The organism is Pseudomonas sp. ASL4, assembly GCF_056680395.1.
The window spans coordinates 4,707,596-4,725,727 of record NZ_CM155280.1; the positions used below are offsets into that span (position 1 = coordinate 4,707,596).

Here is an 18,132-nt window from a genome sequence, read left to right on the forward strand (position 1 = left end):
CGCCCCCCCCCTTGAGATAGACAACGCCAAGGAAATTGGTACATTCCAGCAGGTGTTTTGTGTATCTCAACCCTGCTCACGAGTAGCCCCTCGTCACCTCCAAGGAATGTTTCTAATGTCGGTCGATGACAACACTCAACTAACCCTGGCGCAAAAGCTGCTTGCCAACATCGAAGCGGGTAACGGCAACCCGCACACCCTCCTCCCGCGTCTCGACTCAAAAGAGTTCATCGTTCGCGTACAGCTCAGCCACGAACGTCACTACGTCCAAGTCCACCAGATGCTGGAAGAGGCAAGGTTTGCCCGGACGATCACGACTCAAGACAACATCCGACGTGACCTCCCCCATGCGATGTTTTACCTGCGCACCGAACAGAAGGTCACTAACAAAGCGGTGTTCGCAGTCGTAGCAAAATTGCTTAAAGATCATGCCGAGCTACATCGTTTGCACGACCTCAACCCGCAGATCATGGTGATAGATGCAAAGGATGTTCATCTAGACCTCGACCCGAGCAAGCAATCATGATCGGTCATACACACGGCTTCCCAGACTCGGATTGGGCTCAAGCCAAAACCGCTGCACGAAACCTGCTGGTGAGGCGGGCTCGCCTCAAGAACCGGGAATTAGTGACTTATGGGGAGCTCGTTGCTCAGCTTCCATTAGCCATCTCGCACGATGATCACCGGCTTAGCTTTTTGCTCGATGAGATATCCACAGAAGAGTATTCCGAGGGTCGAGGCTTTTTGACTGCGCTGGTTGTGCACCAAGATGATTGGATGCCAGGTGCCGATTTTTTCACCATGGCCCGTCGATGCGGCGCCGATGTTAACAACGAAGAAGCGTTCTACATGGACGCCTTCAATCATGTGGTTGAGTACTGGCGGGCATACCGGAATTGAATAGCTATGGGCCAGCTCCAGGCAATATCCGCAGAGCGGCCCTCCCATAGGTGGCATGCAGGAGTTACCCATTGACCACTCAATCGACAACCTCTGCATGGTTATGCATCTACTGCGATAGGCCAGGCCCCTTCTCTGACGAGCATGTCATCAGTGCAGGGCTTGGAGCCGATGACGATCGCTTCTTGCTAGTAGAGATGGTGTGCAAGCGATGCAACACCGACATCCTAGGCAATTTGGAGCGAGAGGTGCTGCGCAGTTCACCGATCGCCCTCGCTCGCGCCTTCCTGCAGCCGCATGGCCGTGATCGAGGTAAGCGCACCGCTGCGCCAGGTATCCAGGCGCGGCGCAAACAGATGGCCAATGCATCAGGATACCCGGATGAAATTGACTTCGGGCAGCACGCCAAGCCGATAGTCCTACCACAGTTGAAGATAACCGGCGAGAATGCTTTTGACTCCACTGCCGCAGCCCCAGACGACCTGCGCAGCTTCGTCACGTCTCTGTCGACCCTGCTCCAAGACAGTCAAGTTACCTGCATTCGCAAGCGAGGCCCAGAACATGAGCTGAGGTACGAAGCCATTACCATGCATCGTGCGGGCAAGGCCTTCACACAGGCGGCTGAATCAAGCTTTCAGGCCAAGCCTCCTCGTAGAGGCCTATGGCTGGAGCGTTACGATGAAGCTGACGCAGGAGACGCGACCCCAGCCGCGACGATTTTCCAGAACCTGAATGGGAGCATCGTGCTCAAGACCTCAAAAGCCACGGTCGAGGATGCCCTCAATTTCTTCGCCCGCGCAGTCGAGCAGTTTTCATTTGATTCTCAGGTAACCAGGGACACCGAGGGGCCCATCGTATCGGTAGGGATGACGGTGACCGTCGGCGTGATAGAGCGTGTAATTGCGAAGATTGGCATCAATCTGCTGGCTCATTACCTAGGCCGAGATTATGTGAGCGATCTCGGTTTTCGGCAGATCAAGGACAGCATACTGACGGGCACTCCTCGCTTGAGTGCCGACATAGTCGAGGATGCTTCGATAAAAGCGATACTCAACGCTGCCCCGGACAATCACCACGTATTCGTTCTCACCAAAGTCAATCAGCCCGGAGGACGGGCAGCAATCACTGTGACTGCAACGCTATATGGGGCTACTCAACAGTTGCGCTTGGCGCTGGATGTCCCGGAGCCTCACCTGCCGCTTCCAGTGTTCTATCTGGTCGACTACCTCAACCACGAGGTGAAGCAGCGATCGTTAATGGAATACTCCGAATACCTGGCTGAAATGGGCATCAGCAAGGTGCAAGCCCGCTACGGCTCCACGGAGTGAGTCCGCCGTTCTTAGGCGACGCGCTTTAAGCCAAAGCTACGGCGGAGGACTCAGCACCATCAATGAGCTTGTCGGTCAAGTGCCATCCAGAAGCGGTAACCTATAGTCCTCTCTGCGCCCGACCCAGCGCAACCTCCAGCCGAGACCATCCGATGTCCCTCATCCATGACATACAAGCAGCCTCAATAGCCAAGGATCATGATGTCCCCACCCTGCTACGGATGTGCAAACTCCTTGCAGCCCGCATCTCTCATCAAGCGTTCGCGGACTGGGTCGACCATGAGTTGAACGGCTACCCCAACGTCACTGCTCTGCCTGATTACCGGATAGTCCGGGTTGATTCGTACGGGTCATTCACCGGTGCCTTCCGCCAGGCGCACAAGCTTCAAATCCCTGTCACGGTGCTGCCAACTGAGCTCCAAGAGCATTATCGCCATGCCTACATGGGCAGCAGCATCAGCGCCTATGTAGCGTTGCTCTCGGAGGGAACGTCAGGGAGTGTCCAAGAGCCATGGCCCGTAGGTCTCGCCGTTCACTACGCATCGACGCTCACCCCTGATATGCAATGTTTCCAAGCCTGGAAAGAAATACCGATTGGAGCCATTGTTAGGTTGATGGACTCAGTTAAAACCAGGGTGCTTGGCTTTGTGATCGACCTTGAGCGAGAAGCACCAAACGCTGGAGAACTTCCAGTGGGCAGCCAACCACCACTAAGCGGTGAGAAAATGACACAGATCTTCAATACCAACATCACTGGCAACGTGGGCAACGTTGCGAACGCCAGCTCTGATTTCAGCCAAACGTCAGCAATGGGCATCGAACCTGGTAACTGGCAGACTCTTCAAGCTCGGCTGTTGGAACTGGGGCTCACCGCTGGAGATACCCGCGGTCTCCAGGAGGCTATTGAACAGGCACTTGCAACTGGAAACGAAGAGGTGAAAAAGAAGACGGCAGGTGCCTGGATTGGTCAGCTCGCCGCAAAGGCCGCTTCAGGCGTGGCGGGGGTAAGCATCGAGGCAGCCGCTGCCGGCATTGCAAAAGCAATCGCCGCATACCTCGGCCTCGCCGGGTAGCTTTGGGTCTACCCAGACGTGCACCAACGTGCCCCTTGGATACGGCGATACACGCAGTTTCAGAACCGGTAAAGAGCTGCCTGGCAGGCTATCCTGCTCAACCTGCCAGGCATCAGACCATGCGTTGATCAAGCGGGCTTTAGGTTCATCCTGGCCTCGAATATCAGCAAATCGCTCTCCTGATTCTCGGCCATTCTGTTGACGAGCCGAGGACTCACTTCGATCTCGCCACCAAGCGTGGCTCGAACAGTGTCGGGATATTTTTCAAGCATCAAGTCCGCCAGCCCATGGCTATACCCGTCGCGTATGAGCTTGATCTTGGTGTCATCCGCCGTGCCGTACTTCATGAGTTTGTAAAAGCCGGGATCCAAGGCGCCTACACCATTCAAGACCTCGACAAACTTGAATATCTTGTTGTCGAAGAAGTCGTCTTCGTCCTTGAGACGAACGATCGCCAGGTTGATCCGCTCAGCGTCATCCTTCTTCGAGATTCTCACCCAGCTCTCGTGCTTGCTCTCCCGGTAGGTCGTGTCACCCCAGCGGCCCACAAACACGTAATCGTGGCCACTGTTTTCCACGAGCTTCTTCCAGTACCGAAGCGTCAACCGTATGGTCTGCTTCACTCTGTACTTGTTCAGCTTCCAATCCAGAAGCATGGCGTAGAAATTACGCGCTGCTTCTTCCTTCAGACGCAGCAGGTCGCTGTACTCACGGCTCTCGTCAAAGTGGTCAATAAAGGATCTCGCGATCGCAGGCATCAGCCTGTTTACGTTATTGATCTGCCCATTCACTTCTACTCCTAATACCGATGTTATTCTCACTGAGGAATGGCCCATACTTTTCAGCGCAGAAAGCACAAACAAACTGAGGGAGCAGCGGATTGGGTTCCAAGAAAATGGTGAACCAGAGTGGTCGCCCTGTTTGCATACAGCAGGATGAATTGAAGTCTCGAGAAATTGACGTCGCCACAATGGTTCTGGACAGCTATGCGAAGCTTCCAGCGGAGGCGCTAAAACGCAGGCCGCCGAGCCTTCCAACCAATTTGCATCCCCAAGCCGCAGAGATGTTTGTCTGGATGGCGGCTCACGCAGTCGACAAGATTGGTGATCGCGCCGAGCATTACCTCGACTACAGCGTGCCGGTTACGGGACTCGCGCTCACCTACTGCTTGGTCGCAGTCGAGCAGTCAACGACAGAGCCCGATTTCTCGAGGCCGTCACACCCGGATCCCTCGGTCCATGCAGCATTCGGCAAGCAGCTCATGGAAGAATTGAATCGAGAGCAGCACGCTCGCGTTCAACAGGGCATTTGGCAACCCTTTTTCGACATTAAGGAAGATATCGCTCAGCAAAGACTCACTCGGCGCCGCCGCGGCTCCGCATTGATGATGCTCGACGCTAAGGCGAATATGGCGCTGCTTGAGATGCTTATCGGAAAGAGCCTCTCCGAACTCTCGCTGGACGAGTTGAACCATGCGATCGCATCCAGCCCAGAGATGCTCCACTTCCTCACGCAATCTGATCCGCCCGGTTGGCTGAAATTTGAGCAGGCGATCGGCGTGGACGCGGAACGGCTTGCCGCATTATCGGGCTTCCTAGTATTCCTGCAGTTCGCAGCAGACCAGGTAAACCACTCCTATTGGTACGACGAGGCGAAGCTGATTCAGTTGTGGGGTATATATACCCTTGCGTATCCGCTGTATGGCACGATCGCGGGTCAATCAATGGTGGATGCTCTCACCCGCTTCAGCATGGCACCCTCAGAATCAGCGACAACCCTGATTCACCCGCCGTTCTATCTATTGCATGGGAAATTCCTGCGTAACCCTTGCTTTATCAATGCGCAAGGCATGACGGCCAGCCTATTAACTATCGCTATTCGGCGCCATGAGCGCGATTGGAATAACACTTTAGGATCGACGCTCGCGCGTGCCGCAGACACGCTCAAGGCGCTCCTGCCAGTATTGAGCCACTTGAAGGTCGCAGTCAGACGCAAGTTTCCCGGGGGCGATGTCGATCTGGCGCTATACGACACTCAGTCCAATGAATTGTTGGTCTGTGAGGTGAAGACCGTTTACGACAAGCACAACGTAGACAGCCTGATGCATCGCTTCGAGGAAGCCAAAGTGAATGTGGACAAAGCGACCTCACAGCTCGACGAGACAGCGCTCGCCATCTCAGATGGTCAGTTGTCGATGATGAGCATCTTTGGCGAAAAGCTTGCTGCTCCCAAGGCGGTGCACAAAGTTTTGCTGACATGGCTTGATCCGGTGGACCTCACAATGGGCACCGTGCACGAGGAGGTCATGTGCATGAACTTCGCAATCTTCATCGGTCTGATTCATGCCAGCGAGGGCAACGTGCAGGCAGTGGCCACTGCCGCGCACGAGCTTCGCAATATTTGGTCCGTCGCGCTGAGCAGACCACTGGATCTCAGCCAGCCTGAACTAACAGCAAAACTAGAAGTTCAGACGAACCTGCTTGACAGGCGCAGCGATCTGGAGCGTCTTGGGCTTTCGCCGCTGAGCAGAAAAATCATCGCCCACATGGACAGCATCGACGAAGTCACGGCTTCAGAGCAACCCGCATCATGGATCTCGTATTTGAGTGACTCCATGCGAGTGCTGCGCCCATCCGCGCCTTGACGGGTTCCAAATGAGGGATCCGTTTGCCAACTCCTGGGTCTGGATTCCAGGCGCAAGATCGCATTCGATGTGCACGAGGGTGAAGTCGTGGTCAGTCGTGTAAAAACTGCCCATGAAGGGGACTTGGGCGTCCGTCTGAGTCGGAATACTGGTGTTTGCCGTCAATCTCGATGACAACCCGCCCGCCCGGAAGAAGCAGTAGGAAGTTCATGCGCGACCTCAGCAAGGCCTCCCTCGAGGGAAGATCGCCGGTTGCGTGATGCCCTCGACGACCTGCTGAGCGCTTTAGAGAACGCGTCCAGTGAATCCCGTTGAGCGGTGTATCACCGAGGCCTTCCTTGCGTCGATGCAGCGCCACCTTGGTGCCATTACCAAAAGCCCTCAGCCATGAGGGGTGGAAATTGCTCGCGCGGGATTTCATGCAGAACCTAGGAAAACTCTACATGCAAAATTTTGTAACCAAAACCAACATCAATGGCCGTCAACACTGCCTTAAACCCACGGCGAATTAATACCTCCATCTCGTGCCCTGTACGCCTATTTGAAAAAGTGCTGTACACATAGACCGGACTAATAAAAAAGCTTGAAATGGTGATAACCCAAAGATGGAATTCCCCGCCATTTTTACGCTGAGCCTCATCGGAAAACCAAGCCGCACGATAAGCATTCAAGGTCGTGGAAAAAGCTCTATCGACGCCAATGGTCGCTCCAACTTGCAGTTTCCCAGGCCAATGACCTCCATGAAAAAGCTTTTGCCCAGCGCACAAGGTTGGGAGCGATGCCAGTTCAAGATCCAATTTTTCAGTATCGTGTTTGCAATCGCGGTATTTTTCTGTTTGAGGGGAAGCACTCAAAGTAGGCATGCAACTCAGCCAACTACGATAGACGCCAGCGTTCAGCTTTCTCTCGAGTTCATGTGTGAAAATGTTTCCACCGGCCCCACGTGTACTAGCAGCGTGATTGGCAAATTCAAGAGCGTTATTTGCAACCAGCCTGGGCCGTAATGACACTCCCGGCCAGCCAAGCTTTACTCGTTGAGCATGCAACGCTACTTCCCTAGGATCGTGCTCACCCTCACTCAGAGGGAAAAAATCTAGCAAAGGTAATATATGCATGGCCATACCGCTTTCAGGCGAAAAGATGGCATTTTGCCTTAAAACAGCGAGCAATTGTAATAACGCTTGTAAGTCGATCGCATACTGCCAGCTCAACGAAAAGCCTGCTCCCTGCGCATTCTATGCAGAACTCTGTGCACCTCCGCTCCTGGTTCCGTATAACGGCCAAACAAACGTCAGGAACGTCTTCACAAAGCTTCCGCCCTCTGTCGACGACTGAAGCTCTGCTGCGGCTCATTTGATCAGGAGCTGCTTGAAAACATCTGACGCCGCGTTTCGCTGTAGCGACCCTAATCGTCGAGACGAACAATTGCGCGCATGCGAGAGAGCTAAGCCTTTAGAGCTTCGCCCAGTTGCCATTGCTCAATGGCATCAAACCCTTCGTCGAGCCATGCAGAATTGCTCAATTGACTCGCCTCAGCGATATGGAAGGCAGTAGCTCGCGATCGGTGGCTTGGGTCGGTCTTCGACCCGCTCCAGACGTCTGCGCACTGGGCTACAGGCTGGCGTTCGCCAATCGACTTCCTTACACCACGGATTTCAATCCAGGTCGAAAGTCCTTCGCTACCTCTGCTTCTCTAGGAGCGACCTACATTGCGGCAAGGGAAGCAGTCACACGACGCTGAACAGACGCCATCCCTGCGTGGAGGTACGCTGAAGACCGCCTTGTGCCACCTCGGTCCTGCCAGAAATCGCCGTTCGCAATCGCTCGTGTATTGCATGCGATTGGGGGCAAATCAGGGGGCATATCAAGATCGTTTTAAGCTGAAACTACCGTTCTAGAGCCTAGTCAAAATGTTCTTCGGCGACCCTGAGAGTCTTTAGGCGTCGTCTGGCAGGCTGTTCGGCTGATCATTTCTGCCTTTCCACAAACCATGGAGCTCCATTCACTTCCAGTGGATTGCTACATTGGGGGCATATTTGAGGGCATGCTTTGGATGGTTTGAAAAGGATGCCCCCAGCCTGAGGCCAAGCAGGCTATTGATGAGGATGGGTGGACTGAGGGAGATATGAACCCTCGACCCTACCCCGTAAAAACAACCGAAACGCATCGAGTCGTCGAGAGCTACTCCGCTTCGCTACATTTACCCGGCGAACCGTCGCATTCATTAGAATCAAGCGTTTTACTTTCCTTATATTTATCTATGAATTTCTTACTTTCCGCCCCCCAGTCATTTTTATGCAAGAACCAATCATCCGAGAGCGCACTATGAGTGAGATTCCGCATAGCCCTATCGAAATCAGAGAACAGATCATCGACGACATTCAATGGAATGTTCAACTCTAACCAGATGAGAGCTGGTCGTAGTTTGCGGTGCCACCTGGAGCTCTGGCGCAGTGCACCCAACGCCCAGTGATCCAAGTGATGAGCAAGCACTTAGCAGTGGTAAGGCCAGCAATGAAACCAGTTTGTATTTCAGCGACCCTTGCATCTAACGCCCCTTAAAAGGGCGCGCAGCTTAAAGCGCAATGGCGCATCACACTAGCTTGCCTTTTAAAGAAGGTGTGTCCAATCATGGCTGAAATCCGGCAGCGCTCATGCGCTGCAAGCTGCCAGGAACATCCGTGGTCTCGTATCTTCCCTGAGAGACGTACGAAAGATCTCGAAACGTTCCAGACAGTCTTTGAAGCGAAGTCTCAATTATGGCCAACTGGCACCACTGCCCTTCTCTCTCCTTTCGCTTCAGCAATGAACTCCGCTTCCCAGCTTCATTGCATGCTCGGTTCTTGGCGATCTTAAATTTTATTTAAAATCAAAATACTCAATCATCATTCTCATTGGCGTCATCATATCCACTTTCAAGAATCCCAGCACCTCAAGAAACCATGAAAGATTATCTCCCATTACAGAAACATCATCTTCATCATTTGACAGCAGGCAGATAGCTAGCCGCGCCAGTAATACGTCCTTATCTTGAAAGTCACGTATTGCGCCTTTCTCATCGATTTTCGCCCACCAAACCGAAGCCTCGGCCTTACAGGCTTCAATTGGGATCTTGCCATTTACATAGTCTTTTGCAAGACGCAAAGGATCATTCTCACAATCAGAGAATTTGATACCCAATGCATCCACAACCTTGACCAAAAATCCGATCTGTTGCTTAAGCGCTTCGTGATTGTCAGATGGCCGAATAATCGCGCCAACGTTATATTTCTTAAAATCAATTTGATTCATACGACGTTAACCTTGAAATGTTGTAAAAGGTCGGCACACGAGGAGCAAGGAGCCTTGTTTGTGCCATGACCATTTCCGGAGCCACCAATATTAACGGTCCGAATGGTTCCTCCAGCAGGATCAATGCCTGCATTCATAGCTTTATCCAAGCAAACCACCTCTGCGCATCCGCCGTGCCATTGGGCGCGTTTATCTGCTGGCGTACCCATCAGCCCCGCCGTTACCTGGGAATTATGCGGCACTTCTTCACCGCTTACACCCGTAATAACGTGGTCTCCTTGGCGAAACTCAGATGCCGCCCCAGATGTTTTCCCTCCTGCTACCGCTGCGTCTGCTGCACCCTCGGCAGTGTTGGTTTTTTTGGAGCCAGATGTAGTGCCTTTTCGAGACAGTCCCAAAGCATCGGTCCAACCTGTCGGATTCGGTGCGTACTGATAAAGGTTCAACCCGGCATCGTAACTGAGCGGATCCTTACTGATGAACCGCCCTACCGTGGGGTCATAGTACCGATGTCGGTTGTAATGCAGTCCCGTCTCATGATCATGATATTGGCCCTGGAAGCGTATAGGGTTCATCACCCCATTCTGCCGCGCCCATCCTGAGTGCTGTTCCGTCGCCTGCCCCCATGCCTTGTATTGCGCAGCCCAAGCCACGCTGCCTTGATAGTCAGTCAGTTCTTGGGGCGTACCTAAGTGATCGCACTGATACCAAGCCAACGCATCAAACGGTAACGCGCTAGCCTTGTGATTCCACAGCGGATCTTCATCAAGGCTGTATTCACCACTGTAGTCCGGCTGGCCCATGAGGTTGATCGGTGCGTGGCGCACAGCTTGAGCGACCGGGACGAAGGTGCCTGGTTCGAATATGTAGTGAACCGTGCGACCCGGTTCACCATCGGCCTGCGCTGAGCTACTTTCCCAGGCGAGGTTGTCGCCGTCCCACCCATACAAGGTGAAACCGCAACCCAGTTCTCGCTGTTTGCGAGCATGCTCATTACGGTTCCAGAGCGAACCAGCTTCCGGACGCTGTTTGTAGTGCGCAAGGGAGTTTTTGCGCAGGCGCCTCCCCAAGGCGTCGTAAGCAAAATCGACGGATAATCTTGAGTCCTCGAAATGCACCAACCGATCAAACAGATCCCATTGCAGGTCACTGCGCTGACCGTTATGCCAACGCTGGATCTGGTTGCCGCGCTCGTCATAATCGTAGTGGGTGCCAGCGTACTCACGCAGCAGGTTGTCGACTAGCTTGCTTCGCGGTGGCGTTAAATCCAGTGGACGGCGAATTTCATTCGTTTTTTCGTCAAGTAGGTTACCTGCCGGGTCAAAAGCGAACGTTTCTACGCCTTGACGTGTAGTCGCGCTAAGCAGACGACCGACCGGATCATAACGATAAGCCAGAGGGCCACGGCGGCTATCATTGATGTCGGTCAGTTGGCCTACAGCATCGTATTTGTACTCGCGCTTGAGCAGGGTAGATTTGTCATCGCTGCGCCCCAAAACCTGTTCCTGCAAGCGCCCTGCCGGGTCCCAGCTTTGGGTCTGCAGTAGATGGTTACCTTGATGACGGGCAATTTCGCGGTGTAAATCATCTCGCTCATAGCCGACCAGTTCGTGCTCATCCAGGCGCATGCCCAACAAGTGACCGCTGCCGTAAGTGAGCCAACTGACGCGATGCCCGTCCGGGCGAATGGTGGCTACACGCTGGTTGAGCAAGTCGTACTCATGCTGCCAAATCGCGACAGTGGCTTTTTCAAGACCGAGGTAATGCTGGTGTTCGCGCAGCAAATTACCCGCTGAGTCATGGAACCAATGCAGCTGACTGTCGGTGTTCTTGGCCAATACCAAACGACCGTTACCATCGTAAGCGAAGTTCTCGACTTGTGATTTTTCCCCCAAAGTAGCGCAACGTTCAGTCAAGCGCCCCATCGGGTCAAAGCTCATCGAAATCACACGTTCGCCATTGACCGATTGTGCCAAGCGCCCCGTGACAGGGTCGTACTGATAGCGTGTGCTCCGCCCATCAAAGCCGCTTTCTTCCAGAATGCGACCGACCGGGTCGTAATTAAAATGCGCGCGTTGCTCGTTTTCGTTTTCCAGGGCCGTTAACCGACCGAGACGGTCCCAGCGATAGCGCAAGGTTTGCTCAGCGGCGTCGACGCGTTCGGCAATCAGACCAGCAGCGTTGTAGCTCCATGTCGTGCAGCGATCCAGTCCATCAACATGGGCCAGCAAACGACCTTCAGCGTCGCGCTCAAAACGCTCCTCAGTCTTGTCCGGGTGCTTGATCAGCACCACTTGCCCGGCCTTGTAATCGTACTCGGTGGCGTTTCCGGCAGCGTCAGTAAAGCAGATCATCTGCCCAAATTCGTTGTACTCCCAGGCGCTGGTCTTGCCTGAGCAATCAACGTATTCAACTACTTGCCCGGAATCGTTGTAGCCCAAGGTCTTTTCGTTGCCGTTGGCATCTTTGATCGCCGTAGGCAGACCTGACTTGTTGTAGGCGTATTCGGTTTTGTTCCCCAGTGGGTCGATGGCTTCGACTAGATTGCCCATGTCGTCATAAGCCCTTTGCCACTGGCCACCCTCGGCATCACTGATCTTGATCAGCTTATCCTGATCGTCATAGGCGTAATGCATGACGGTATGATCGGCGCGGGTATGCTCAAGCAAATTACCGCGATCGTCATAACGGTAACGGTTGGTGCTGCCATCGGCTTGTACGTGGCGCACGACGTTTTTTGCGTCGTCACGGAAAAGCCATTCCGAGCGTCCGTCAGCATGGCGAATGCGGTAGGTGTAGCCAAGGATGTCGTAGTAGTGCCAAGTTTCATTGCCGTGGGCATCGGTGACGTAGGTCAGACGAATGTTCTCGTCCCACTCCAAACGCGTGTCGAAACTGCCATCATCGGCCCATTCACGGATGGCTTTCGCGTTGGAGCCCTGCCCGTCCCACTCAAGGTTCATACCTCGGCCGGTACGGTCGGTGTAACGAGTGACCAGGTGATGCTGATACTGATACGACCAGGCCGAACCGTTCTCATCTTGCCCCTGAGTCAAATCGCCATAAGCGTCGTACTGATAGGCGCACAATTGGCGATGCGGTACGCCGTCACGAATTTCCCAGATACCGACCAAGCGGCCTTGACCATCAAGCATCGTGCCCAGGTGCGAATGCACTTTGCTGATGTCGTTTTCCTGATACGTGATCAGGTCTGAGAGTACCGACTGCTCGCCATGGCGATGCTCATAATGCAGCATGACCCCGGCGCCATTGCGCCGCGAAATGTTGGTCAGCACATAGCGTTGGCCAAGCCGTATGTAGGTTTCCTTGCGCTCAAAACCGCGGCACAGTAACAACTGATCTTCGCTGGCACGAATCAGCGTGACGTTCTCAATGGCGTCGTAGTGGAACAGACCGACTTTGGGTAAAGGATAACTGTGGTCGCGGCCGTCAGCGTCGTAGAACGTCAGGCCATCATCCACGCAATCAAATCGTGTGGTGAATTCGCTGATCCAACGCGCACCGAGCTCGCTATGGTCGAATGCCCCCAGGCGAGAATTGTAGGTGCGCGTCCACTCAAGAGGAAAAGGACCCGGAAGGCTGAAATCGGTATGGCTGAGGCTTTCAGAACCCAGAGCAAAATTGATGCTGCGACGAGTGCTGGAGCAAGCGCAGTTTTTATCCGGGTTGGGCGCATGCGCTGCCGCAGCCTGTTGACCGGTGGCGCCTAGGCCGCCCTCTGAGGCGGTGTGATTCGCCTTACTGGTCTTGTCCGGTTGAACGCCCGCACTCTGGCCGTGGGCATTACGTTTACGCCAAAGAGTGACGGCAGTGGAGAGGGTCAGCAGTAACCAGCCAATAGAGTTCTGAACTGACTCATCATCGAGCTTGCTCAACTGACTACGTAATTCAGGCCCCATTGCGCGGAGTTTTGCTGTCTCAGTGACCACCCGTTTCTTCACATCATCAGGTAGCAGATTATCCGCCGCACTGTTGGCCAAGCCCTTGCCTGCAGCCTTATACGCACTGGCAGCCGCTCCGAATATATTGTCGATCGCCGCGAGTGGATCGTTCAGAAGTTGGTCGCCAGCGGTGCTGAGTTTTTGACTGGCGGCCTGCGCGTCGCCTTTGGCGTCGAGTTTACCGTTGGCAACCGTTTCCAAGCCTTTGGCAATCTCGTTGATGACGTCTTCACCGAGCTTGCCGGCGTCCGCCAAGATACCGGGTAGCTTGCCTTTGGCTTGTGCGACAAAGTCATCGAGAGTACCAACGATGGATTCGTTCAAGTGCCCTATCAGGACCTCAATGACCGATGAACTAAGCAGTACCTTGCCGGAGGCTTTCATCTCCTGACGCACAAGAAACAGCGTTGGACGCAAAGTCATGCGCGCCGCCGCCATCGCCGGTGGCAACGGCAACACACCGATCAGGTTGATACCCAAGCTCGCCCAAGCAAGCAGATCTCGTTTCTGCGCATTCGACAAAGTAACGATGTCACCCAAAGCGTCGACCAACGCCATGATGTTACCCACTACGGGCAGTGCTCCGGCAACGTTTTTGATCCGGTCAAGCGTGACCACACCACCACTAGCAGACTGTAGCCATGCATCAAATGTCGCTGCACTGCTTGCGACATCCTTGATGTCGATAGCATTGAGTGGAACGATGGCTACCTGGGGTTCACGTTTGTTTGCAACAGCAATATCAGTTGTCATGAAAGCGTCTTACCGGCCAACAGGCTGGAGTTTCGAAGATGTATTGAAAGGCGCGGGTCCTCGTCGAGTTCGCGATTCGAGATCGCAGCCTCATGAGGCCGAAGCAATAATTTGGGTGATTCAACTAACAACCGCGCCTTTCGGGCCACTGGCAATAAGCGCAGCACCGCAGGCGGTCTTCATGCCATCCAGCGCGATTGGCGTGCCATCGACGGTGTAGGTGCTGCTGCCCTCGGCAATCGGGAAAATCCCCTTGCACAACGGGCAACTGACCTTGTGACCGACCCCGGCAATCGGCTTGCCGTTGAGGTCGGTATTAGAGAAAGCTTCGAGCACCTTGCCACCGTGGGTGGTGGAGTCCCCCAAACGAATAGCGTCTTTCATTGCGTCACTCCTTTGACTGAAATCGTTTCCGTTGTCATGACAGCATCTCACCCGCCAACAGGCCCGGGGTTTTCAAGGAAGGTTTAGGCAGACTCGGTGCAGGCAGGCTCGGCAAATTGCCCGCCTTGCTCGCCGCCCCCAGAATCCCCGACGCGCTCGGCATGGCCGCACTCGCCAGCTTCGGCAACCCGGCCACGCCGCCCTGCACCGCGCCTTTGATTTGCTGCGCGGTCTGCATCGCGCCCTGGGCGGTTTGCACGGCGCTCATGCCGGTCTGGGCCAGGGCTTTGCCTTGCTCCAGCACGTCCCAGTTTTTGCTCGGCAACACCTGCGCGACCATCGATTGCACCGGGCCGGGGACGTCCTCGGCACTCGGCGGATTCAACGGCCACTCCGGCTTGCCGATGTAACTGCCATCGCTCCAGGTGTCCGCCGGATCCTTGCCGAACAGCACACGCGCCGGCCCCGGCGCAGCGCCGGCGACACTGGCGAAACCCTTGCCGTCGAGCTTGCCCTTGATGCTTTTGCCCAGCGCATCGATCACTTCGAAGTCACCACCCTTGATGCCTTGAAGCCCGGCGTACTGGTTGAACAATTCCAGATTGCCCTTGCCCGGTTTCGGCGGTTCCGGGAACACCCCGGCCAGACTTTTCGCGCCGGTGTAGGCGAAATTCGCCGCGTGTGCGGTGTACGGGCCGCTGGTGGCGTGGGTGATGCCGCCGGCGTTGTAGGTGGTGGCACTGCCGCCGCCCTGAATGACCAGTTCGGTTTTCGCGGTGATGGTAATGCGGTCGGCGTTGGCGGTGATGTTGAGTTTGGCCAGCAGGTTGATGCTGTCTTTCAAGGCGCGAATGTCGATGTCGCCGGAGGCTGCGACCAGCCGCCAACCGAGGTTTTGCACGAACAGGCGCATGCCCTGGCTGGCGCTGGCCAGCAGGCGTTTGCCAATCGACAAACTGGTGTGGCCGGTGCTGCTCAACGCCAAATGCTCGCCCGTGGCGATGTGGCTGGAGCGTGGGGTGCTCAGGGCGATCCCGGCCGGGCTCGCGAGCACCAGATGCGCTTCGGTGAACTCCGGAAATTCGTTGGCGCTCATGTTCGCCGGGCCGCTACCGAGAATGCCTTGGTGCTGGGCGTGCAGCGCTTTGGCCACGTCGTCCTGATCGCCGGGTTCCTGGGCTTGCAGTTCCTTGGCCTGAATCGCAAAACCGTCTTGTTGTTCGCTGGCGGTGGCCAGGCGTTCGGCCGTTTCCGGCAAGTCTTTATGGTGCTTGGATTCGTTCGGCCGGGGCTCGGTGGTGATCAGCAAACCGGCCGCAGCGCGCACCGCGCCATGGCGGTCGGTGCGCAGCTCAAAACCTTCGCCGCGCGGCTGGCCACCGGACGGCCGCGGATGGGTCAGGTAGCCGAGGTTGATCGCGCTGGCGCCGTGGTCGCTGCGCAGCGCGATGCTGATCTCGCTGGTGGTGTCGTCGATCCGCAGTTCGTTGGCGCGGCTGCCCTTGTATTCCTTGCTCTTGACCGTCGCCAGGGTCTTGAAGTCCGGCAGTTTGTACGGCGGCAGGTTGGCGCCGTGGTACAGGCACCCGGTGATCAGCGGCTGGTCGGGATCGCCTTCGAGGAAGGTGATCAGCACTTCCATGCCGATGCGCGGAATGTTGATCGAGCCAAACGTCTCGGCAGCCCAACTGGAGGCCACGCGCATCCAGCAGGTGGTCTTGTCGTCGTGCTCACCTTCGCGGTCCCAGAAGAACTGCACCTTCACCCGGCCATACTGGTCGCAGAAAATCTCTTCGCCTTCCGGGCCGGTGACCACCGCGCTCTGGGTGCCGAGGACTTTCGGTTTCGGGTGATCGAGCGGCGGGCGGTACGGCACGTTCCACGGGGTCGCGGAAAAACGGTTGCGATAACCCTGGTGGAAATCGTCCTTGAGGTCGGTGACGTCACTGCTGATCACCTCTTCCAGCACTTGCGGCTGTTTGCCTTCGTGGAAGATTTCGGTGAGCAGCCACAGGTCGTTCCACGCCGGGTTGGCGTGTTCGATCAGGGCGAGGAAATGCCCGGTGACCAGCAGCGGTTGGTCGCTGCTGCCTTCAGCCAAACGGTAGTCGCTGCGGTGTCTTTCGAGGGCGCGATTGGCCAGGTGTTTGCCGCGTTCGCGGTCGACAAAACGGCCGGGGTAATCGTAGTCTTCGAGGTCCGGTTTGGCCGCGCTTTTGGCGTCGCTTTCCAGCTCGATTTTCGGTTTGGTGAAGTCGTAATCGCGCCGGGTGGTGCGGCTGGTGCGGGTGATCATGCGCAGGCCAAAACGCTTGATTACCGGCTGATCGGCGACCAGTCCGGTGTCTTGCTGATAGGCCACCGGCGCGAGTTTCGGGAACACCGTTTGGTCGTCGCCGAACATCAGCAAATGGCCGCTGGCGCTGTGCTGGAAGTGGTAATGAATCCCCTCCTCTTCGCACAGGCGCTGGACGAATTGCAGATCGGATTCGTCGTACTGCACGCAGTACACCCGCTCCGGGTACACGGCGCTGAGCTGGAACTTGTGTTCGCTGGCGAGGATGCCGTGTTCTTCCAGGACCTGACTGATGATCTGCGGCACGGTCATCTGCTGAAAAATCCGCTGATTAACCCGGTGCGCCAGGTACGCCAGTTGCGGGCGCAGCGAGATCTTGTAGCGGGTCAGGCGCTTGCCGGCCTCACCCTGGGCGATGCTGTAGACCAACCCATGGATGCCGGTGCCGTTTTGCGCGAGCTGCAAAAACGCCAGTTTGTGCAGCAGGCTTTCGAGGTTCAGCGACGCCTTTTCGCTGACCAATTCCAGCTCGAATTCGAACGGCGTGTTGAGGGCCTCACGACCGGTGAACGACAGGACTTGGAAATCGCTGTCGATGCCATCGACGGTCAGGTTGAAATGAGGCTGGTTGGCCGGTGAGAACATCCCTTGTTCCTCGCGCAATGCTGCAACGCGCATCAGTCACGAAGGACTGACGCGAAAAATTCTTTAAAGAAGAAGTGAACTCGACCAGCGGAACTGGTCGAGTGGTACAACGATCAGCCGTAATTAAACGACTGGAGCACGCCAGTCATCGGAACCCGAAGTACCGGAGACTTCGTGGGTCCAGGTGATTTTGCGGTAGGTGAATTGCACTTCTTCCAGGTGCGTGAAGTGCGAGTTCGACGGGTCCTGGCAGTTGTGCATTTTGTTGTTGATGGCGACGATGATCGCGTCTTCCAGTTTGGTGGTGTAGTAGTGCTCTTGGGTCCCTTGGGCCGAAGTGCGGTACCACTGGATAACGATTTCGCTCATGCGCTCGCCGGAAGTCAGCGCTGCTTGCAGCAGTGGCGAAGCCTTGTCGTAGACCTTGGTGATGACCACTGGCTTGTGCACGCGCTGACCGGTTGGCTGACCGGATTGTGGGTCACGCGGGATGATCACGTCGTGGGTAAAAGCCTGAACCATGACCTGGTCTTCATGACCTTCCTGGTAGGTGTTGCCAACGGAGTCGGCGGTGAATGCGCCGGCAGTGATCAGGCCTTGTTTTTCGCCGGTAACCGACATGTACGCTGGTGTTGCCATGGGAGGCGCTCCTTGCTGTATCAATGGATGAGTCATAGGTGAAATCACCTAAGAGACGGCCATTTGCCATCAAATTACATGCCAACTTTTTTTGGGCCTTATAAACCGGGGCTTGCGAGCGTTTTTCTTGCGAAGGCTGGGATAAATCCTCAGAAAATAATCGAAAAGTGCGCAAGAAGTTGCGCAGTGGTGTGCAAGAAGTTGCGCACTTGGCTAG

General features: G+C 55.4%; 12 protein-coding genes. 5 read left to right on the forward strand and 7 right to left on the reverse strand.

The window, feature by feature from the left end:
• Positions 1 to 115: 115 nt before the first annotated feature.
• From AC1MEW_RS21185 to AC1MEW_RS21200, 4 genes are all read left to right on the forward strand, one after another.
• On the forward strand, positions 116 to 526 hold the full coding sequence (locus tag AC1MEW_RS21185; protein WP_480423532.1) for a hypothetical protein: 411 nt from the start codon (positions 116 to 118) through the stop codon (positions 524 to 526).
• Entirely contained in the window at positions 523 to 900 is a 378-nt protein-coding gene (locus AC1MEW_RS21190; protein ID WP_480423533.1) for a hypothetical protein, read from the forward strand. The genes AC1MEW_RS21185 and AC1MEW_RS21190 overlap by 4 nt, the downstream gene beginning before the upstream one ends.
• Before the next feature lie 71 nt (positions 901 to 971).
• Entirely contained in the window at positions 972 to 2,228 is a 1,257-nt protein-coding gene (locus tag AC1MEW_RS21195; RefSeq protein WP_480423535.1) for a hypothetical protein, read from the forward strand.
• Positions 2,229 to 2,380: 152 nt separating this feature from the next.
• Complete coding sequence (locus AC1MEW_RS21200; protein ID WP_480423536.1) at positions 2,381 to 3,301, forward strand: AbiTii domain-containing protein; 921 nt, start codon at positions 2,381 to 2,383, stop codon at positions 3,299 to 3,301.
• 128 nt (positions 3,302 to 3,429) lie between these two features.
• Here AC1MEW_RS21200 and AC1MEW_RS21205 read toward each other — a convergent pair whose 3' ends face one another.
• Positions 3,430 to 4,092 carry a hypothetical protein gene (locus AC1MEW_RS21205; RefSeq protein WP_480423538.1) on the reverse strand — a complete coding sequence of 221 codons (663 nt, stop codon included), beginning with the start codon at positions 4,090 to 4,092 and terminating at the stop codon, positions 3,430 to 3,432.
• An 89-nt stretch (positions 4,093 to 4,181) separates the two neighbouring features.
• Between AC1MEW_RS21205 and AC1MEW_RS21210 the strand changes: the two genes are divergently transcribed.
• Positions 4,182 to 5,945, forward strand: coding sequence for a hypothetical protein (locus AC1MEW_RS21210; RefSeq protein ID WP_480423540.1), 1,764 nt, complete (start codon positions 4,182 to 4,184; stop codon positions 5,943 to 5,945).
• Positions 5,946 to 6,373: 428 nt separating this feature from the next.
• Here AC1MEW_RS21210 and AC1MEW_RS21215 read toward each other — a convergent pair whose 3' ends face one another.
• From AC1MEW_RS21215 to AC1MEW_RS21240, 6 genes are all read right to left on the reverse strand, one after another.
• The gene (locus AC1MEW_RS21215) at positions 6,374 to 7,156 is read right to left on the reverse strand and encodes a hypothetical protein (RefSeq protein WP_480423541.1); all 783 of its coding nucleotides are present in this window, start codon (positions 7,154 to 7,156) and stop codon (positions 6,374 to 6,376) included.
• A gap of 1,648 nt (positions 7,157 to 8,804) precedes the next feature.
• On the reverse strand, positions 8,805 to 9,236 hold the full coding sequence (locus AC1MEW_RS21220) for a hypothetical protein (RefSeq protein ID WP_480423542.1): 432 nt from the start codon (positions 9,234 to 9,236) through the stop codon (positions 8,805 to 8,807).
• Entirely contained in the window at positions 9,233 to 13,951 is a 4,719-nt protein-coding gene (locus AC1MEW_RS21225) for an RHS repeat-associated core domain-containing protein (RefSeq protein WP_480423544.1), read from the reverse strand. Before AC1MEW_RS21225 ends, AC1MEW_RS21220 begins: the two co-directional genes overlap by 4 nt.
• Positions 13,952 to 14,071: 120 nt before the next feature.
• Positions 14,072 to 14,335, reverse strand: coding sequence for a PAAR domain-containing protein (locus AC1MEW_RS21230; protein WP_480423545.1), 264 nt, complete (start codon positions 14,333 to 14,335; stop codon positions 14,072 to 14,074).
• 34 nt (positions 14,336 to 14,369) lie between these two features.
• Entirely contained in the window at positions 14,370 to 17,276 is a 2,907-nt protein-coding gene (locus AC1MEW_RS21235; RefSeq protein WP_480423546.1) for a type VI secretion system Vgr family protein, read from the reverse strand.
• A 123-nt stretch (positions 17,277 to 17,399) separates the two neighbouring features.
• Complete coding sequence (locus tag AC1MEW_RS21240; RefSeq protein ID WP_480423547.1) at positions 17,400 to 17,915, reverse strand: Hcp family type VI secretion system effector; 516 nt, start codon at positions 17,913 to 17,915, stop codon at positions 17,400 to 17,402.
• Between the last annotated feature and the right edge of the window lie 217 nt (positions 17,916 to 18,132).